Consider the following 17,337-nt stretch of genomic DNA (forward strand, 5'->3'; position numbering starts at 1 on the left):
GTAGCGCTGGAGTTCTTAGGGCCTGTATTTTTGTGAGAGGATTTACAGGACTCCTAAGACTCATTTAATTGTGCGAACAGTCAAATAATAAATAAAACGCCGTAGCGTAAAACATTCAATAGGCTTTTATTAACACTAAGAGCCACTGTCATTCAAGCACTAAACCTGCATACCAAGCGGCTTATGGAAGTCACTTTTAGGTATTACAAACGTAGAGAGTAACTATGCTTAATCCTTTTGATATTATAATTTTTGGGGGCGGTGGTGATCTTGCGTTACGCAAATTGCTACCTGCAATGTACAGAGCATATCAAGAAGGCAACTTACCAGAAGGCTCGCGTATTCTGCCTACAGTGCGTGAAGAAAGTAAGCGTGCTGACTACATAGAAACAGCACACAACGCACTGAAAGAATTTTTAAGTAAAGGCGAATTTAACGCTAAAGATTGGAAAGCATTTTCTACTTACTTAGTGCCTGTAGTAAGCAACGTAACTGAAGCTGACGACAACTGGGATGTACTTAAAGGCATTTTAGATGAGCACGACAGCAATAAATCTCGCGTATTTTATTTATCACTTCCGCCTGCTGTTTACGGCACATGTTGTGAAATTTTATCAACGAAAGGTTTAATCACACCCACTTCACGTGTGGTTGTTGAAAAGCCAATTGGTTACTGCGGCGAATCAGCAGAGGCTATCAATGGTAAAATTGCAGAGTTTTTTGACGAAGAGCAAATTTTCCGTATTGACCACTACTTAGGTAAAGAGACAGTACAAAACCTAATGGCACTGCGTTTTTCAAATTCACTGTTTGAAAACATGTGGGATGCTAAATCTATTGATAATATTCAAATTAGTTTATCTGAAACGGTAGGCCTTGAAAGCCGTGCTGGTTTTTACGATAAAGCCGGTGCACTGCGCGACATGGTGCAAAACCACCTATTACAGTTATTGTGCTTAGTGGCAATGGAATCACCAAATAAACTAAACGCAAATAGCATCCGTACTGAAAAACTTAAAGTATTAGAAGCACTTCGTCCGTTACTAGAAGGTGACGTAGATGAAAATATCGTTCGCGGTCAATACGTACCAGGGGATTTAAACGGTAAAATTGTACCAGGTTACTTAGAAGAGCTTAACGAAGGTTCAAGTAAAACAGAAACCTTTGTGGCTATTCGTGCACACATTGATAACTGGCGCTGGGCGGGGGTACCTTTTTACCTTCGTACTGGTAAGCGTATGGCTAAACGTTGTGCAGAAATTGTGGTTGAGTACAAAAAAGTATCGCACAATATTTATGAAGAAAACGTGGGTAATATTGAGCCAAACCGCCTTGTTATTCGTTTGCAGCCGGAAGAGACGATTCAATTAACGCTTATGTCTAAGCGCCTTGATAATCTTGAAATGCAATTAGAGCCGGTAACGATGAATATTGAGCTTTCTCAAGCATACAGCAACGGTTTCCATTCTGATGCGTACAAACGCTTAATGCTTGATGCTGCAGCTAATAACCCATCGTTATTTATACACCGTGACGAAGTTCGTCAAGCGTGGAAATGGATAGATCCAATTATTGAGCGCTGGCAAACTAAAGGCAAACCTGCACTTTACCGTGCTGGTAGCTGGGGACCGGATGATGCTGATGAATTATTAGCTGAAAACAACCACGTGTGGTTTAACACAGGCGATAAGGCGTAAGGTATGGCAACACTTGTTGAAAAATTTTTTGACTCAAAAGATGAGTTAACCGCTGAGCTATCACACACGCTTGAGCAATCTTTACGTGATGGCATAAAAAGTGATGGCCGTGCTGTGCTAATGGTATCGGGCGGTTCGTCTCCGGCGCCGGCGTACAAGCACTTATCAACGCTTGATTTAGATTGGCAAAATGTAGATGTTGCCATGGTTGATGAGCGCTGGGTTGAGCCAAGCCACGAAAAAAGTAACGAAGCGTTTATAAAAAGCACCCTGTTACAAAATTATGGCAGTGCCGCTAATTTTATTACCATGAAAAATGATTCAGCAACGGCCGAGCAAGGTACACAAGTATGTGAAGCCGCTTATGGCGCTTTAAAAGCACCGTATGATGTAACAATTTTAGGCATGGGCCCAGATGGCCATACAGCGTCTTTGTTCCCCCATGCGCAGGGTCTTGAGCATGGTTTAACAACACAGCAAACTGTGTGCGCTATTAATGCAATAGAAAGTGACGTGACAGGCAGCATTACAGAGCGCATGACACTGACTTTAAATGCAATAGCAAACTCTAAAGTGGTTAAACTCCTGATCAGTGGTGAAGAAAAGCTAGCGGTTTACAAGCAAGCTAAAGCGGGTGGTGATGTAAACGATATGCCACTTCGCGCTGTGCTAAACCACCCAAGCATAAATATTGAAGTGTATTGGGCGCCTTAATTTAGCCGCTCATTTACAGTTTAAAAAGGCAGCTTAATTAAGCTGCCTTTTTATTTGGCTAAATAACATGCTAAACCTATTCAAAAAATACCGTCAAACTGTTAACCAATGTTAATGGTTTTTATGGTGCTGTATTAAAATCACCCGTTATTTGTACTGTTTTTGAGCGTATTAGTTGCGTTTTTATTGTCTGTTTTTTAGCAACGCCCAGATTTAGTTAAACTTTATTTTTTCATGACGGTTGTCATAAAACTTTCCCTTCCTTTTTTCGTTCAAAAGCATTAGCCTAAAGGCATTAACAATGAAACATATATATTAAAAATAAACGGAGCAGTAACATGGCGGAGCAACAAGTACAGCCTTTACACAACGAAAAGCATGCCAACACTAAAATTCAAAACGGCATCAACGTTGAATTTATGAAAACTCAACATTTAGTGCCAGTAGTTGCACATGAGTTTGCACGCGTAGCAAATGAATTCCCAATGTCTTTTGTTAAAAACAACGAAAGCGGTACTTTCCAAGCAGTTGCAATGTTTGGCCTAGAGCCAGGCGAAAACCTGTTTGTAGAAGATGGTAAATGGACAGCAGCTTTTGCGCCTATGGCATCAACGCGTTACCCATTAGGTCTAGTAAAGCACCCTGAGCAAGATCAGTACGGTATTGTGATTGACGAAGCAAGCTCGCTTGTAGGTGAAGAAGAAGGTAACGCATTATTTGAAAACGGTGAAGAAACAGACTACTTAAAGCGTCGTAAAGAGTCTTTAGTGTCTTTCATTGAGTTTTCTCAAGTAACAGAAGCATTCACTAAATACTTAGCTGATAAAGAGCTACTAGTAGCGCAAACGCTAACAGTAGACATTAAAGGCGAGAAAAAAGACATCAACGGTATTTACCTTATCGATGAGAAAAAACTTAACTCGCTTAGCGATGAAGAATTTTTAGAGCTTCGTAAGCGCGGTTACTTAGCACCTATTTATTCGTTCTTAACATCTACTCACCAAGTAGCACGTTTAGCACGTTTAAAAGCTAAGCAAGACGCGTAATTACATACACGTTTAGCTAAAAAGCGCCTGATGGCGCTTTTTTTGTGCCATTAAACTTACTCTATGCCAATTGGGTTAAAAAGTAGGGGTGATGAAGGGAAATAACACCCTCGTATTTCGCATTATTATTAGGCTGTTTATTAGCTGCTTAAATAAAGTGCTAACTTAATACCGTTGATATTAGTTGAAAAAATACGTGTAACCATTCAAAGTAAATTCAATACTAAATTTAAAAAAGAGCGCACTATGAAAAAAACATTCTTATTGTCAGTTTTAGCCAGCGGCTGCTTAACACTAAGCACGCAAGCAGTAAGTGAACAAGCCCCGTTTGCTATAGCGATTCATGGTGGAGCAGGCACAATTGAAAAAGCAAAATTTACCCCAGAGCAAGAAAAAGCCTACCGAGCAAAACTAGCCGAAGCTGTTGAAGCAGGTTACACCGTACTTGAAAAGGGCGGCGAAAGTTTAGATGCAATCACCACTGCTATTGAAGTATTAGAGCAGTCGCCTTACTTTAATGCTGGGCGCGGTGCAGTGTACACCTATGATGGCAGCCATGAACTTGATGCCTCAATAATGGATGGGCGAAACCGTCAAGCGGGTGCGGTCGCTGGCGTAAAGCACATAGAAAGCCCAATTCAATTAGCCCGCTTAGTAATGGATAACTCAGTACACGTAATGCTTAATGGTCAAGGCGCTGAAGAGTTTGCAAAAGAGCAGGGCGTTGCGCTGATAGAAAATAATATATTTGATACTAAGCACCGTTATGAAGCACTTTTAAAAGCAAAGCAAAAATTAGAAAAAGAAAAAGCAACCAGCAAAAACTACCAAGCTGCGCATAAAGCCCTGCCAACAAATTATAACATGGGCACCGTAGGTGCAGTGGCACTTGATAAAAACGGCAATTTAGCCGCAGGTACATCTACAGGTGGCATGACCGCAAAACGCTTTGGCCGCATTGGCGATTCCCCTGTTATTGGCGCGGGTACATTTGCTGAAAACGATTCGTGTGCGGTGTCGGCCACCGGTCACGGCGAGTATTTTATTCGCTACAGTGTTGCCAGTGATATTTGTGCACGCGTTAAATATCAAAATAAAACCATTGAACAAGCTGGGGATGAGGTTATTAACCAAGTACTTGCGCCTATAGGTGGTACAGGTGGGGTTATTATTGTGGATGCTAAAGGCCATATTAGTATGCCATTTAATACCTCGGGCATGTACCGAGCGAGCAAATCGAACACGCAAGCAACTTTTGTGGGAATTTTTAAAAACCAATAGCGTGATATATAAGCCTTATAGGGATTGTAGGATTAACGCTGCGCGTTTATTTTGATACTATTAGCCCTCATTTATTAAATTTATAAGGTGTGCGGGTGGTAAACCTAGGTCAGTTGTTGGGCGAGCTTAAAACGTGCTTAAAAAAAGATCAGTTTATATTTAAAAAACGCTTACATGGCGTAAAAAAAATACAAGACGAGACTAAGCAGGCCAATGCCCTTGAAAAAATAGCGGCTGATATTACCCGCAGCCAGCAGCTACGTGAAAAACGTTTAGCTGAGCTGCCCGCTGTAACGTACCCTGAGCAATTACCGGTAAGTCAAAAAAAGGATGTCATTAAAGACGCCATTGCGAACAATCAAGTGGTGATTATTGCCGGTGAAACAGGCTCAGGTAAAACCACACAAATACCAAAAATGTGTTTAGAGCTTGGCCGTGGGGTTGATGGCTTTATTGGCCATACTCAGCCAAGACGTTTAGCCGCGCGCAGTGTAGCTAACCGCATTGCTGAGGAAATGAAATGTGAACTTGGCCAACAAATCGGTTTTAAAATACGTTTTAGCGATCAGGTTTCTAATAATACGTATGTAAAACTGATGACCGACGGTATTTTGCTCGCCGAAATACAACAAGACCGCTTTTTAAATCAGTACGACACCATCATTATTGATGAAGCCCATGAGCGCAGCTTAAATATCGATTTTATTTTGGGGTATTTAAAAAACTTACTGCCAAAGCGCCCCGACTTAAAAGTTATTATTACCTCGGCGACCATTGATCCTGAACGCTTTTCAAAGCACTTTGATGATGCGCCAATTATTGAAGTGTCGGGACGTACATTCCCCGTTGAGGTGCGCTATAACCCTATAAGCGATATAAATAAAGAAGCTATGGAAGCCGAAGGCGACCAACTGCAAGGTATTTTTGATGCGGTAGATGAGCTGTGCGCTGAAGGGCCCGGGGACATTCTCATATTTTTAAATGGCGAGCGCGAAATACGCGATACTGCAGAGGCGCTCTCTAAACGTAATTTAAAACACACCGACGTATTACCACTTTACTCGCGCTTATCTAACGCAGAGCAAAACCGTATATTTGCCCCGCATTCGCGCCGCCATATCATTTTATCAACCAACGTGGCCGAAACCTCATTAACGGTGCCGGGTATTCGCTATGTAATAGACCCAGGTACAGCGCGTATTAGCCGTTACAGCTATCGTACTAAAGTACAGCGTTTACCTATTGAGCCTATTTCTCAGGCAAGTGCGAATCAACGTATGGGACGCTGTGGCCGTGTTGAAGCGGGTATTTGTATTCGTTTGTATTCGCAAGATGACTTTATATCTCGCCCTGAATTTACAGACCCAGAAATACTGCGCACTAATTTAGCCTCTGTTATTTTGCAAATGTTGGCATTAGGGCTTGGCGATATGAGCGAGTTTCCGTTTGTGCAAGCGCCAGATAGTCGCAATATTAACGATGGTTTAACCCTACTTGAAGAACTTCAGGCGATTAAGCCGAGTAAAAAGCGCCATCAAACGAGTTTAACGCAATCAGGGCGTGAGCTTAGCCGCTTACCGGTCGACCCGCGCTTAGCTAAAATGGTGTTGACGGCTAATAAGCTCGGAGCACTACGAGAAGTTATTATTATTGTGGCAGCGCTATCGATTCAAGACCCCCGAGAGCGCCCACAAGAAAAACGCGCCGCAGCGAACGAAAAACACAGTCGCTTTGATGACCCTGACTCGGATTTTATTGCTTTTTTAAATCTTTGGAATTACCTAGAAGAGCAGCAAAGTGAGCTGACAAATAGCCAGTTCAGAAAGTTGTGCCAAAAAGACTTTTTAGCTTATATGCGTATTCGTGAGTGGCAAGACATTGTTTATCAAATAAGCACTGTGTGCAACGAAATGAAAATTAAAGCCACCACGCAAGTGGCTGACTCAGAGCTAATACACAAAGCGCTACTGAGCGGCATGTTAAGTCACATAGGCTTTAAAGACGAAAAGCAAATATATAAAGGCGCTCGCAATAGCCAGTTTCATATTTTTCCGGGTTCTGGGTTATTTAAAAAGAGCCCCAAATGGATTATGTCGGCAGAGCTGGTAGAGACCAGTAAACTATACGCACGTATTAATGCCAAAATAGATATTAATTGGGTAGAGCCCCTTGCACAGCATTTAGTAAAACGAAGCTATTCTGAGCCGCATTGGGAGAAAAAACCAGGCGCTGTTATCGCGTTCGAGCAACAAACCTTGTACGGCTTATTGGTGGTTAATAAACGCCGCTGTGTGTATAGCAATATAGACCCTAAAGTTAGTCGTGAGCTGTTTGTACGCACCGCCCTTGTAGAGCAAGAGCTTGGCTTAAATGAGCAATTTTTAGCGTACAACCGCGAGCTAATAGAGGATATTCAGGTACTTGAGCATAAATCGCGACGTCGCGATATTTTGGTTGATGAGCAAACGTTATTTGAATTTTACGATAAAAAAATACCTAAAGAAATCAACAACCGTGCAGCCTTTATTAAGTGGTATAAAACTCAAAAGCAAAAAGACAAACGCTACCTATACATGACCCGTGAAGAGCTTATGCAGCACGGTGCAAGTAATATTACTGAGTTTGATTACCCTGATACATGGCAGCAAGATAATATTATTTTGCCGCTGAGCTATCATTTTGATCCAGGACAAGCTGTTGATGGGGTGGCTGTACAAATACCGGTAGCACTTTTAAACCAAGTGCAAGAAACCGGGTTTGATTGGCACATACCTGCCTTTAGGCATGAGCTAATAAGTGGTTTAATTAAATCGTTACCTAAGTCGTTACGTCGAAACTTTGTACCTGCGCCCAATTACGCTGATGCTGTACTGGCTGCCATTGAGCCTATGCAAGGCAGCTTACTTGATGCACTTACTACACGCTTACTAAGAATGACAGGCGTAAAAGTAGATATAGAAGCGTGGGATTTAAACGCACTGGCGCCTCATTTAAGATTGCAGTTTGAGGTGCGTGATGAGCACGATAAATTGCTTGCACGCGGACTAGATTTAGCAAAACTAAAAGCACAGCTGCAAGTCAAAGTAACCGATACGCTATCAAAGGTGGCCGATAAAGGCATTGAAAAAGCCGATTTAACACAATGGGACTTTGGCGCTTTGCCTGCTTCGTACGTTAAAAAACAAGGCCAATACGAAATAAAAGCTTACCCAGCGCTGGTAGATAAAAAAGCCACAGCGGCAATTGAGCTCTTTGATAGTGAAGAAAAAGCCCAGCAAGCGCATCAGCAAGGTTTACGGCGTTTAGTTTTATTAAATGTGCCGTCGCCAATAAAGTACCTTCAGCAAAACTTGCCTAATAAAGCCAAACTGGGCTTGTACTTTAATCCGTTTGGGAAAATTGCAGACTTAATTGACGATTGTATTGCCGCCGGCGTAGACAGCTTATTAATAAAGCATGGCGATATACGCGATGAAAACGCTTTTGATAAAGTTAAAGAGCAAATTAGGGGCGAACTAGGCGATGCTGTGGTCGAAATTGCCACACAGGTTGAACAAGTTTTAAGCATTGCTCATGCGTTACATAAAAAAATGAAAGGGCGTGTCGATTTAACTATGATAACTGCCCATGGCGATATAAAATCGCAGCTTGAGTCACTTATCTTTAAAGGGTTTGTGAGCGCTCACGGTGCGAATAAAATGCCCGACCTAATTCGTTATTTAAAAGCGATTCAAAAACGTTTAGAAAAACTACCTGTTGATCCTAACCGCGATAGACTGTGTGTTTTAGAACTTGAAAAAGTAGCGCAAGAGTACAAAAAGCTCGTAAATAAAATTCCAAAAGGCTTACCTATTCCGCAACAGGTAAACGCTATTTTTTGGATGCAGCAGGAGCTTAGGGTGTCACTGTTTGCGCAAACCTTAGGTACCCCATATCCTATTTCTGCAAAACGCGTTATGAATGCGATAAAAGAGATAGAATAAAACTTGCATTTTCTATTAAGCTTAGTACCTTAATAGAAGGATTTATTTTTGGTTGAGAAGGAAGCGACATACCTATGTCCTCATCGGTTGAACATAAGATTAAGCGATTGTTAGTTGTAGATGACGAGTATTTTAATTATGAAATGCTTAAATCTGCCCTGACTTCAAAATTTGATGTTAGTTATGCTGACTCGGGGAAAAGCTGTTTGGCGTCTGCCATTGCTAACCCGCCGGATATTATTTTGCTTGATGTATGTATGCCTGGCCTCGATGGGTATGATACATGTCGGATGCTTAAGCACACACCTGAGACTAAAAATATACCTGTTGTTATGGTTTCGGGCTTAGAGTCGCCCTCGGAAAAGCAAGCTGGCTTTGATGCAGGGTGTGATGCCTATGTAGTAAAACCGTTTTCGATGGGTACTTTATTTGAGCAAATAAACACGGTTGTTTAAAGGTGATGCATGTTTACTGAAGATAAGCGCAATTTTAGACGTATGCAGGTTAATACTCCTGCGCAATTAACAACAATAGAGCCAGTTGCTGGGCTAAATTATACCGCAGAATGTGTTGATTTAAGTGCCACTGGGCTATCACTTCATTTAGATGACTTGCTTGAGCTCGATACTTTGTTACAGGTTAATATAGAATCGACTCACCCAAGTATTGCCTCTTTAAATGCAACGGCTAAAGTTATACGTGCTAGCAAAGAAGACGATGGCACCATTACCGCAGGATTAGAAATAGTTCAGTTTAACTAAATTGAATAAACACCAAGCGGCTGGCTTTTGCTATTTCGGGTGTTAAACAACGTTCGATTTTATTACCTACGTCCTTGTAGGTAATAACAATAATTTTTAGTAAACCTTACAAATCAAGCCTTTTAAGTAAAAGCCTTCAGGGTAACTGCCAGCAATAGGGTGATCGGCCGCTTGATTTAAACGCTCCATAATCAATAGCTCTTTACCTGCATCTAGCGCAGCGTCTGCTACCACTTTTTGAAACAAGTTTTGCTCCATTAATCCAGAGCACGAGAAGGTAAGTAATGTACCGCCTGGTTTTAATATTTGCATAGCAATCATGTTTATATCTTTATAACCACGACACGCACCGGTTAGCTGCGCTTTGTTGTCTGCAAATTTTGGTGGGTCCATCACAATAGTGTCAAACTGTTTGCCTTCCTCACGGTATTGGCGTAATAGCTTAAACACATCTTGTTTTACAAAATCGACTTTATTTAAATCTAAGTTATTGTGCTCTACGTTACGCTTAGCGGTATCCAGTGCTGGTTGTGATACATCAACATTCGTGACGTGTTTACAGCCACCACGTAGTGCGTAAAGTGAGAAAGTACCTGTGTAGCTAAAGCAATTTAATACGGTTTTATCTTTTGAAAAGCGCTCAAGTGCTGCGCGGCTATCACGTTGATCCAGGTAAAAGCCTGTTTTATGACCTTCTAAAATGTCTACTTCAAGCTTTAAGCCATTTTCTTCAATAACCACCGGCTCTGAAGGTTCGTTGCCCCACAGTACACCTTTAATAGGTTCTAAGCCTTCTTTGGTGCGCACGTCTACATCTGAGCGCTCATAAATATTCGCACCAGGAAAAATAGCCATTAACGCGCCTACAATTTCACCTTTATGGCGCTCAGCGCCGGCACTTAGTAATTGGCAAACTAAGGTGTTATCAAACTTATCAATGGTTACACCTGGCAAGTAGTCAGACTCAGCAGCACACAACCTAAAGCCAGTTAAACCGCCTTCGGCTATTGCATGCTCGCGGGCATGTAAAGCACGGCGTAAGCGACGCTCAAAAAAGTGTTGGTCTATTACTTCTTTTTCATCAAAGCTCCACACACGCGCTCTTATTTGTGAATGAGGGCTATAAGCAGCGGTGGCTAAAAACTTACCTTCGCTGTCGTGAATGGTGACCGTATCGCCTAGGCCTGGTTTACCTTTAATTTTTTTGATGGCTTTTGAAAATAACCAAGGGTGTTTCCTTTTTAATGATTTTTCGCGACCAGCTTGTAGGTAAACGGCAGATGACATAAGGCTTCTCAGTTGTAATAAATAAGCGCTGTATTTTAGTCAAGCATAGGGCAACATACAATGAATGTTTTGCAAGGGAGGTGTAAAGCGCGTTAAAGTACGGATAATTCTCATATAAATTAGTTTTTTGGAACATCACTGTGGCCAACACTGCTTTAAGCCCTGAGTTACAACAGCTTGATTCTCAATGTCGCTCATTTATTACTTCGTTAATACATGCCGATGTAGCACACGACATAACGCATATTGAACGCGTAGTGCGTGTTGCCATTCAATTATGTCACGCCGAGCAAGCCAATATGAATATTGTTTTGCCAGCGGCGTGGATGCACGATTGTGTTGCGGTGGCAAAAAACCACCCCGATAGAGCAAAAGCATCTACTATGGCGGCAGATAAAGCCATTGCGTTTTTAAAATCAATTAACTACGACGCATGTTTGTTTGATGATATTCATCATGCTATCGCTGCCCATAGCTTTAGCGCCAATATAGCGGTTAAAACTGTAGAAGCGCAAATCGTGCAAGATGCCGATAGAATGGACGCACTCGGTGCAATAGGCGTTAGCCGTTGTATGAAAGTAGGGGGCTCTATTAGCCGCTTACTGTATAACTCTGATGACCCATTTTGTGTTAACCGCGAAGCAGATGATAAAACCTATACCCTTGATCACTTTTTTATTAAATTGCTTCATATTGCTAAGAGCATGAATACGCCCTCAGCTAAAGCCGAGGCAGAGCGACGCACAGAGTATATGTATGCGTTTTTAGAGCAGCTAAAATCAGAAATTGGTCAATAATATGAGCGCTCCTTTATTATCGGGCATTGATCATTGCCACCTTAATGTTGAAAACATCCAAGAAGCGCTAAAGTGGTACAAGCAGGTACTAGGCTTTAGCGTAGTTGAAGAGCTTGCCTTTTGGGATGAAAATGGCAAAGGGCCACTCACACTTGAAGATAGCGCAAAAACAACGCGTTTAGCGTTATTTGAAGGACAAGGGCGAAGCAAAGGTATTGCGTTTGCAGCCACCGGTGCACAGTTTATTGGTTGGGTTGATTATTTAAATGACTTAAACATAAAAACTGTACTGGCTGATCACGGTGTAACGTTTTCGCTTTATTTTAAAGATAACAGTGGGAATAGCCACGAAATAACCTCTCATGACTACCCGCACATAAAAGCGGTATATGGTGATGTAAAACAAGGCTCACGCACGCGCAATACTTAGTGTTGCTCTTGATATGTGTTTTTAATTGCGATTATAGCATCGAGCTTATTTACAAATAAATTGATGAGGTGGGGGTCAAAGTGTTTACCCGCTTGTGCTTGCATATGCTCAAGCGCTTCTTCTACACCCCAAGCCTCTTTATACGGGCGTTTTGAGGTAAGGGCATCAAATACATCTGCAATAGCCACAATACGCCCTTCAACCGATATTTGTTCGCCTTTTAAACCATTAGGGTAGCCACTGCCATCCCACTTTTCGTGGTGCTCTATAGCCAGTTTATGGGCAAGTTGTAATAGCGGTGATGAGGAATTTGCTAAAATTTGCGCGCCAATAGCCGCATGCTGTTTCATGTGGTCAAATTCGTCAGGGGTTAATCGCCCAGGTTTTAATAAAATAGCATCCGGAATACCTATTTTACCTACATCGTGCATGGGGGCTGCTTGGCGAAGCAGCTCTGCTTGTTGCTCACCCATGCCAAATTCTAATGCTAATAATTTACTGTATTGGCTCATCCTAGCAATGTGCTCGCCAGTGTCTGTGTCTTTGTACTCTGCAGCGCGGCCTAATCGATGTACTAAATCAACATGGGCTTGCTTTAATTGCTCGGCTTGTACAAGCGATAAATGCGTTTTAACACGTGCGCGTACAATCGCAGGGCTAATAGGTTTAGTAATGTAATCAACAGCGCCAAGTTCAAAGCCTTTAAACTCATCGCTTTCATCACCCAAAGCTGTTACAAAAATAATTGGGATATGCGAAAGCGCAGGTGTGCTTTTAAGTATTTCGCACACCTCAAAGCCATTCATATCGGGCATCATGATATCGAGTAATATAAGTTTAGGCTGTTCTTTTTCCAGTAGCGCAAGTGCTGCAGCGCCCGATTTAGCAAAAGACATACGGTATTGATTACCTAATACTTCTCGCATGACTTTTAAGTTAGCAGGTTCATCGTCAACGATTAATATACGTGGTTTGTCGTTGCTAAAATCCATTCAATATTCTCATTCTTGGGTAAACTCTTTAATTAGACCGTCTAGCACGTGTTGCGCCTGATCAAAGTCAAATTCATCAAATGCGTTTACAACCTCATTTACTTGAGTTTGTAGGTGTGCAGGGGCGTTATTTTCAAGCTGCGCAAGCAAATCATCGTTGAGCTCGGCGCTTTGCGCTTCATGGTGTAGCGTTTCACACAGTGACTTTAATTCAGCCGCACTTAGCGTGCTTTTTTGCTCAGTATTTTCACTCTCAGCAGGCGTGATTTGTGCGCACTCATCGCCTGATATTAATTGCGTTATTGTCTCTAACTCGTCTTTTATTTGTGTTACTAACGCTGTAGATTGCTCAGAAGTTTGCTCGCGCTCTAACTTGGCTAATAAAGTCATTAATGTTGTTAGGCCTAAATTACCGGCGACCCCTTTAAGGGTATGTATCAGGCTATTGGCGTCTTTAATCTCAGATAACTTACTGTTAAATAAAATATCAAATCGTTTATTGCTGTCATTTATAAATTTGGCAATTTCGGTTAACTGCTTGCATTTATTACCCCAAAGCATCACACCTTTTTCAAAGTCGATGTGTTTAGCCTCAGGGTCTGATTGGCTAATAACCATATCTTTAGCAATACCTAAGCCAAGCACCTGGGCAATTTCTTGGTTAAGCTGATTTATATCTATCGGCTTATTAGCAAAGCCGTTCATGCCGGCACGTTTAGCTGTGAGTTTATCTTGTTGTAGGACGCTTGCCGTTAACGCAATAATGGGGGTAAATTTAAGCTGCCTTTGCTTTTCTATGGCTCTAATTTTTGTGGTTGCTTCTATGCCATCACACTCAGGCATATGAATATCCATTAAGATGACATCAAAATCTTGCTTCTCGAATATTGCAATAGCCTCTAAACCGTTGCTTGCTTTGCTTACCAAATGTTGATCTTTAGAAAGTAGTAACGAAAGCAGCTCGGTGTTTTGCTCAATATCATCCACCACAAGTACCCTTAGCGATGGTAATTGAGTGTGAAGGCCATCGAAATGGTCTATTTTTTCTGAATCGCCTTGTATAAGCGGTAAAGAGAAGTAAAAGCAGGTGCCTTTGTTTTCTTCACTGACTAGATTTATGGTGCCGCCCATCAGCTCTACTAATTGTTTACTAATGGTTGTTCCAAGGCCTGTACCGCCAAAGCGACGAGTAGTGGTGCCATCGGCTTGAACAAACGGCTGAAATATAGCTTTAACACGGTCTTTGGCAATACCTATGCCGGTATCTTGCACTTCAAAAAAGAGCTGATCAGTTTGCGTAGTACTTACAGTGAGCTCAACCGAACCTTGCTCGGTAAATTTAATAGCGTTACCGATGAGGTTAGTTAAAATTTGCCTTAACCTATCTGGGTCGCCATAGTAAGTTGTGGCAACAGAATCTTTAATGTTCAATTTTAAACGCAAGTCTTTCTTTTTTGCTTCAAGCCAAAATGTCGAAATAATGCTATCGAGTACTTGTTTTAAACTAAAGTGAACGGGTTCAATAGTTAGCTTTCCGCGCTCAAGCTTTGCGGTATCAAGCACTTCGTTAAGTAACCTTAATAATGAACGCGCCGCATTATTAACTGTAACCAAGTGTTTTTGCTGTTCTTGGTTTAGCGGAGTGTCCATCAGTAGGTCGCTAAAACCGATAATAGAATTCATCGGCGTGCGGATCTCATGGCTCATATTAGCCATAAAAGATTGCTTAGCGTGCGCTGCTTCTTCAGCTTGCAATTTTGCCTGCTCAAGTTTGTCTTCGTATTCTTTTTGTTCTGTAATATCAACCAATACCCCATCTATCCATTGCGGGTTATTATCTTTATCAAGGGTAATACTGCCTTTGTCTAATACCCAGGCAACTTTGCCGTTACGGTGGCGAATACGATACTCTACCGAGTACTTTAAACTTGAGGTCATGGCTTGCGCTACGGCTTCGTTTACCGTTGGCTGATCTGTTTTTAAAATAAGGTCGTTAAGTTCAATGCAGCTTTCTGTGAACTCTTCTGGCGTGTAGCCTGTTAGTTCAGCCACTGTTGGGCTGATAAATAACATGCTCCAGTTTTCGTCGTACTTACAGCGAAAAGCAGCGCCAGGCATATTATCCATTAAAGAGCGGTACTTTTGCTCTTTTTCAATAAGACTTTGCTGCATAGCGCGTTGTTCGGTTAAATCGGTGATAAAGCCAACATATAACGGCATATGGCCTGGCTGATTAACTTCCCCTATACCTAAGCGAATAGGAAAAAGGTGGCCATCTTTGTGTTTGGCAGACACATCCCTATTTATACCAATTACTTTTCCTAGATCTACATTTTTGGCGTGAGACAAATAGCCATCATGGTGGCGAGCGATTTCATCGGCCATCAGCATTTTTACATTATGACCTTGGACTTCGTTTTCTCGCCAACCAAAAATCTTGCTGGCAGCTTCGTTAAAACTCAAAATAATGCCGGTGTGATCTATAGTCACAATGCCATCAATAGCAGTGCCTAAAATAGCATTTAGTCGAGATTCATCCGCCGATTTTTCCTCAAGCAGTAAGCGGTATCTAACCATGCCATTTATAACTGCAATGACACAGGTTATAGCAACGGTCGCGGTAGCTACGGCAATAGCCACAAAAGCAAGCTCAGTGGTTGACTCTTCGTAATCGGGTAAAAGCGGAGAGGTTGCAACAAAGCGGGTAGCAGCCATACCCATATAGTGCATACCAGCCACCGCTGAGCCTAAAATAACAGCGGTAATAGCGCGCGCTTGCAGTTGTGATAAATTAGGTAGCAAACGCGTTAAATGATAACGCGTAAAAAGTGCTATGAACGATAAACCAACAGCGACCACAATTGATAAAGCAAATATGATTGCATCGTAACGTAGTAACGGGGCCAGCTCCATTGCTGCCATGCCGCTGTAGTGCATTGTACCAATGCCTGAGCCTAGTAAAATAGAGCAAATAATAAGGTTTTTATATGACCCTTGCGATTTTACTAAAATCGAAAAAGCATACTGACATGAAATAAACGCCGGTAAAAAAGACAACACGGTAATGAGTGGATCATAGCTAATGTTTGTGCATAACGAAAAGGCCAACATACCTATAAAATGCATGCTCCAAATTCCGGCCGATAAAACCGTGGCGCCGGTTACATTAGCTAAGCGTTTATAGTTTTCGAACTTTGTTTGCTTTGCTACATCAACTAACCAGAGCGTAAAAAAGGCAGCAAAAATAGCGGTAATGACCGATAAACTAACCAGTATAGGGTTATATGCACCGTTAATTATGAGGCTCGGATCGTGGTCGGTTATAAAAAATGCAGACAGCATAGTGGCTCAAATTAGTATCTTTATTGAACTAGTTTAATAGATTTAATATATAAATAAACTGTTAATCTAATAATTTATATTATAAATCAGCGAGGTTACTTTTTAGCATAAAAATATTAACATGCGTAGCGTGCTTTATTAATAAGACGTGATTTTGCGTAAATAAAAATAATAATAAACACTGAGCCCATTTATTTATCGCTAAATAACTGCATTGAATAAATAAGGCTTTATAATACGCTTTTATTTATATTTAGAGCATACACCTTGTTTGAGTATCAGCTAAAACGCAGTGCAAGGCGTAAAACAGTTGCAATAAAAGTTAGCCAAAAATCAGTCACTGTTTATGCGCCTACGCTCGTGCCAAAACTACAAATAGAACAATGGCTGTTTAGTAAAAAAGAGTGGGTAACTGCGCAATTACATAAACAACTTAACGCCATTGATACTCAACAACACCCGTTTAAAAACCAGCAAATAATGGTTTTTGCTAAGCCATATACCATTACTTTTGCAAAAGGGACACGCTCTCATGTTCAGCAATCCGATAGCGTATTTACTATTTACACTTCTAATCGAGTAAAAAAACAGCCTGAAAAACGTAAACAGTTACTTTGCCTTGCCCTTGAAGAAACGCTAACAAACTACATTGAAATGCGTTTAGCTTATTATTGCCAACAGATGTCAGAAGCATTACCGACTAAATTGACGATTGGAAGTTATAAACGTAAGTGGGGGAGTTGTAATTCTCGGCGAGAGCTAACCTTTAGCCTTAACCTTGTTGGGGCGCCTCATCATATAATTGATTATGTTATTGTGCACGAATTGGCTCATTTAAAGTATTTGAACCACAGCAGCGCTTTTTGGAAGCGCGTAGCTAAATTTTATCCCGATTATAAATCTGCATCAGCATGGCTTAAAAACCACGGGGCAACATTACAGTGGGTATTTGATAATTAGTCTAAAAATGAAGTTAAATAGTGATGAAAAAGATGTAGAAAAGGGTA

13 protein-coding genes are annotated in these 17,337 nt (G+C 41.4%); 10 read left to right on the forward strand and 3 right to left on the reverse strand.

Annotation, left to right across the window (positions count from 1 at the left end):
* The first annotated feature begins 224 nt into the window (after positions 1-224).
* From zwf to AN395_RS11455, 7 genes are all read left to right on the forward strand, one after another.
* Positions 225-1,697 (forward strand): glucose-6-phosphate dehydrogenase, encoded by a 1,473-nt coding sequence (gene zwf / locus AN395_RS11425; protein WP_004589178.1) that lies wholly within the window; start codon positions 225-227, stop codon positions 1,695-1,697.
* 3 nt (positions 1,698-1,700) lie between these two features.
* Positions 1,701-2,411 carry a 6-phosphogluconolactonase gene (gene pgl, locus AN395_RS11430; protein WP_054983073.1) on the forward strand — a complete coding sequence of 237 codons (711 nt, stop codon included), beginning with the start codon at positions 1,701-1,703 and terminating at the stop codon, positions 2,409-2,411.
* 338 nt (positions 2,412-2,749) lie between these two features.
* Complete coding sequence (locus tag AN395_RS11435) at positions 2,750-3,457, forward strand: SapC family protein (RefSeq protein ID WP_004589180.1); 708 nt, start codon at positions 2,750-2,752, stop codon at positions 3,455-3,457.
* 246 nt (positions 3,458-3,703) lie between these two features.
* Positions 3,704-4,738, forward strand: coding sequence for an isoaspartyl peptidase/L-asparaginase family protein (locus AN395_RS11440; protein WP_054983146.1), 1,035 nt, complete (start codon positions 3,704-3,706; stop codon positions 4,736-4,738).
* A gap of 95 nt (positions 4,739-4,833) precedes the next feature.
* On the forward strand, positions 4,834-8,721 hold the full coding sequence (hrpA, locus tag AN395_RS11445; protein ID WP_054983074.1) for an ATP-dependent RNA helicase HrpA: 3,888 nt from the start codon (positions 4,834-4,836) through the stop codon (positions 8,719-8,721).
* 74 nt (positions 8,722-8,795) lie between these two features.
* On the forward strand, positions 8,796-9,176 hold the full coding sequence (locus tag AN395_RS11450) for a PleD family two-component system response regulator (protein ID WP_024034218.1): 381 nt from the start codon (positions 8,796-8,798) through the stop codon (positions 9,174-9,176).
* Between the two features lie 9 nt (positions 9,177-9,185).
* Positions 9,186-9,482 (forward strand): PilZ domain-containing protein, encoded by a 297-nt coding sequence (locus AN395_RS11455; RefSeq protein ID WP_004589184.1) that lies wholly within the window; start codon positions 9,186-9,188, stop codon positions 9,480-9,482.
* Between the two features lie 96 nt (positions 9,483-9,578).
* Here the strand turns inward: AN395_RS11455 and AN395_RS11460 are convergent, their stop codons facing one another.
* The gene (locus tag AN395_RS11460; RefSeq protein ID WP_054983075.1) at positions 9,579-10,769 is read right to left on the reverse strand and encodes a class I SAM-dependent methyltransferase; all 1,191 of its coding nucleotides are present in this window, start codon (positions 10,767-10,769) and stop codon (positions 9,579-9,581) included.
* A 140-nt stretch (positions 10,770-10,909) separates the two neighbouring features.
* Between AN395_RS11460 and AN395_RS11465 the strand changes: the two genes are divergently transcribed.
* Positions 10,910-11,566 carry an HD domain-containing protein gene (locus tag AN395_RS11465; RefSeq protein ID WP_054983076.1) on the forward strand — a complete coding sequence of 219 codons (657 nt, stop codon included), beginning with the start codon at positions 10,910-10,912 and terminating at the stop codon, positions 11,564-11,566.
* A 1-nt stretch (position 11,567) separates the two neighbouring features.
* Positions 11,568-11,996: a VOC family protein gene (locus tag AN395_RS11470; protein WP_054983077.1), complete on the forward strand. Its 429-nt coding sequence runs from the start codon at positions 11,568-11,570 to the stop codon at positions 11,994-11,996.
* On the opposite strand, the gene AN395_RS11475 is transcribed toward AN395_RS11470, so the two are convergent.
* Positions 11,993-12,988, reverse strand: a complete 996-nt coding sequence (locus tag AN395_RS11475; protein WP_054983078.1) for a two-component system response regulator — start codon at positions 12,986-12,988, stop codon at positions 11,993-11,995. The two genes, AN395_RS11470 and AN395_RS11475, sit on opposite strands and share 4 nt — an antisense overlap.
* A 9-nt stretch (positions 12,989-12,997) precedes the next feature.
* Positions 12,998-16,330, reverse strand: a complete 3,333-nt coding sequence (locus tag AN395_RS11480; RefSeq protein ID WP_054983079.1) for an MHYT domain-containing protein — start codon at positions 16,328-16,330, stop codon at positions 12,998-13,000.
* 267 nt (positions 16,331-16,597) lie between these two features.
* On the opposite strand from AN395_RS11480, the gene AN395_RS11485 reads away from it, so the two are divergent.
* Positions 16,598-17,290 carry a M48 family metallopeptidase gene (locus tag AN395_RS11485; protein WP_054983080.1) on the forward strand — a complete coding sequence of 231 codons (693 nt, stop codon included), beginning with the start codon at positions 16,598-16,600 and terminating at the stop codon, positions 17,288-17,290.
* Positions 17,291-17,337 lie beyond the last annotated feature (47 nt).

Source organism: Pseudoalteromonas sp. P1-30 (assembly GCF_001400005.1).
Lineage (GTDB): Bacteria > Pseudomonadota > Gammaproteobacteria > Enterobacterales > Alteromonadaceae > Pseudoalteromonas > Pseudoalteromonas atlantica.

Coding starts and splice junctions, on each gene's coding strand:
- zwf (WP_004589178.1), top strand. CDS start 225: ATGCTTAATCCTTTTGATATTATAATTTTTGGGGGCGGTGGTGATCTT.
- pgl (WP_054983073.1), top strand. CDS start 1,701: ATGGCAACACTTGTTGAAAAATTTTTTGACTCAAAAGATGAGTTAACC.
- AN395_RS11435 (WP_004589180.1), top strand. CDS start 2,750: ATGGCGGAGCAACAAGTACAGCCTTTACACAACGAAAAGCATGCCAAC.
- AN395_RS11440 (WP_054983146.1), top strand. CDS start 3,704: ATGAAAAAAACATTCTTATTGTCAGTTTTAGCCAGCGGCTGCTTAACA.
- AN395_RS11450 (WP_024034218.1), top strand. CDS start 8,796: ATGTCCTCATCGGTTGAACATAAGATTAAGCGATTGTTAGTTGTAGAT.
- AN395_RS11455 (WP_004589184.1), top strand. CDS start 9,186: ATGTTTACTGAAGATAAGCGCAATTTTAGACGTATGCAGGTTAATACT.
- AN395_RS11460 (WP_054983075.1), bottom strand. CDS start 10,769: ATGTCATCTGCCGTTTACCTACAAGCTGGTCGCGAAAAATCATTAAAA.
- AN395_RS11470 (WP_054983077.1), top strand. CDS start 11,568: ATGAGCGCTCCTTTATTATCGGGCATTGATCATTGCCACCTTAATGTT.
- AN395_RS11475 (WP_054983078.1), bottom strand. CDS start 12,988: ATGGATTTTAGCAACGACAAACCACGTATATTAATCGTTGACGATGAA.
- AN395_RS11480 (WP_054983079.1), bottom strand. CDS start 16,330: ATGCTGTCTGCATTTTTTATAACCGACCACGATCCGAGCCTCATAATT.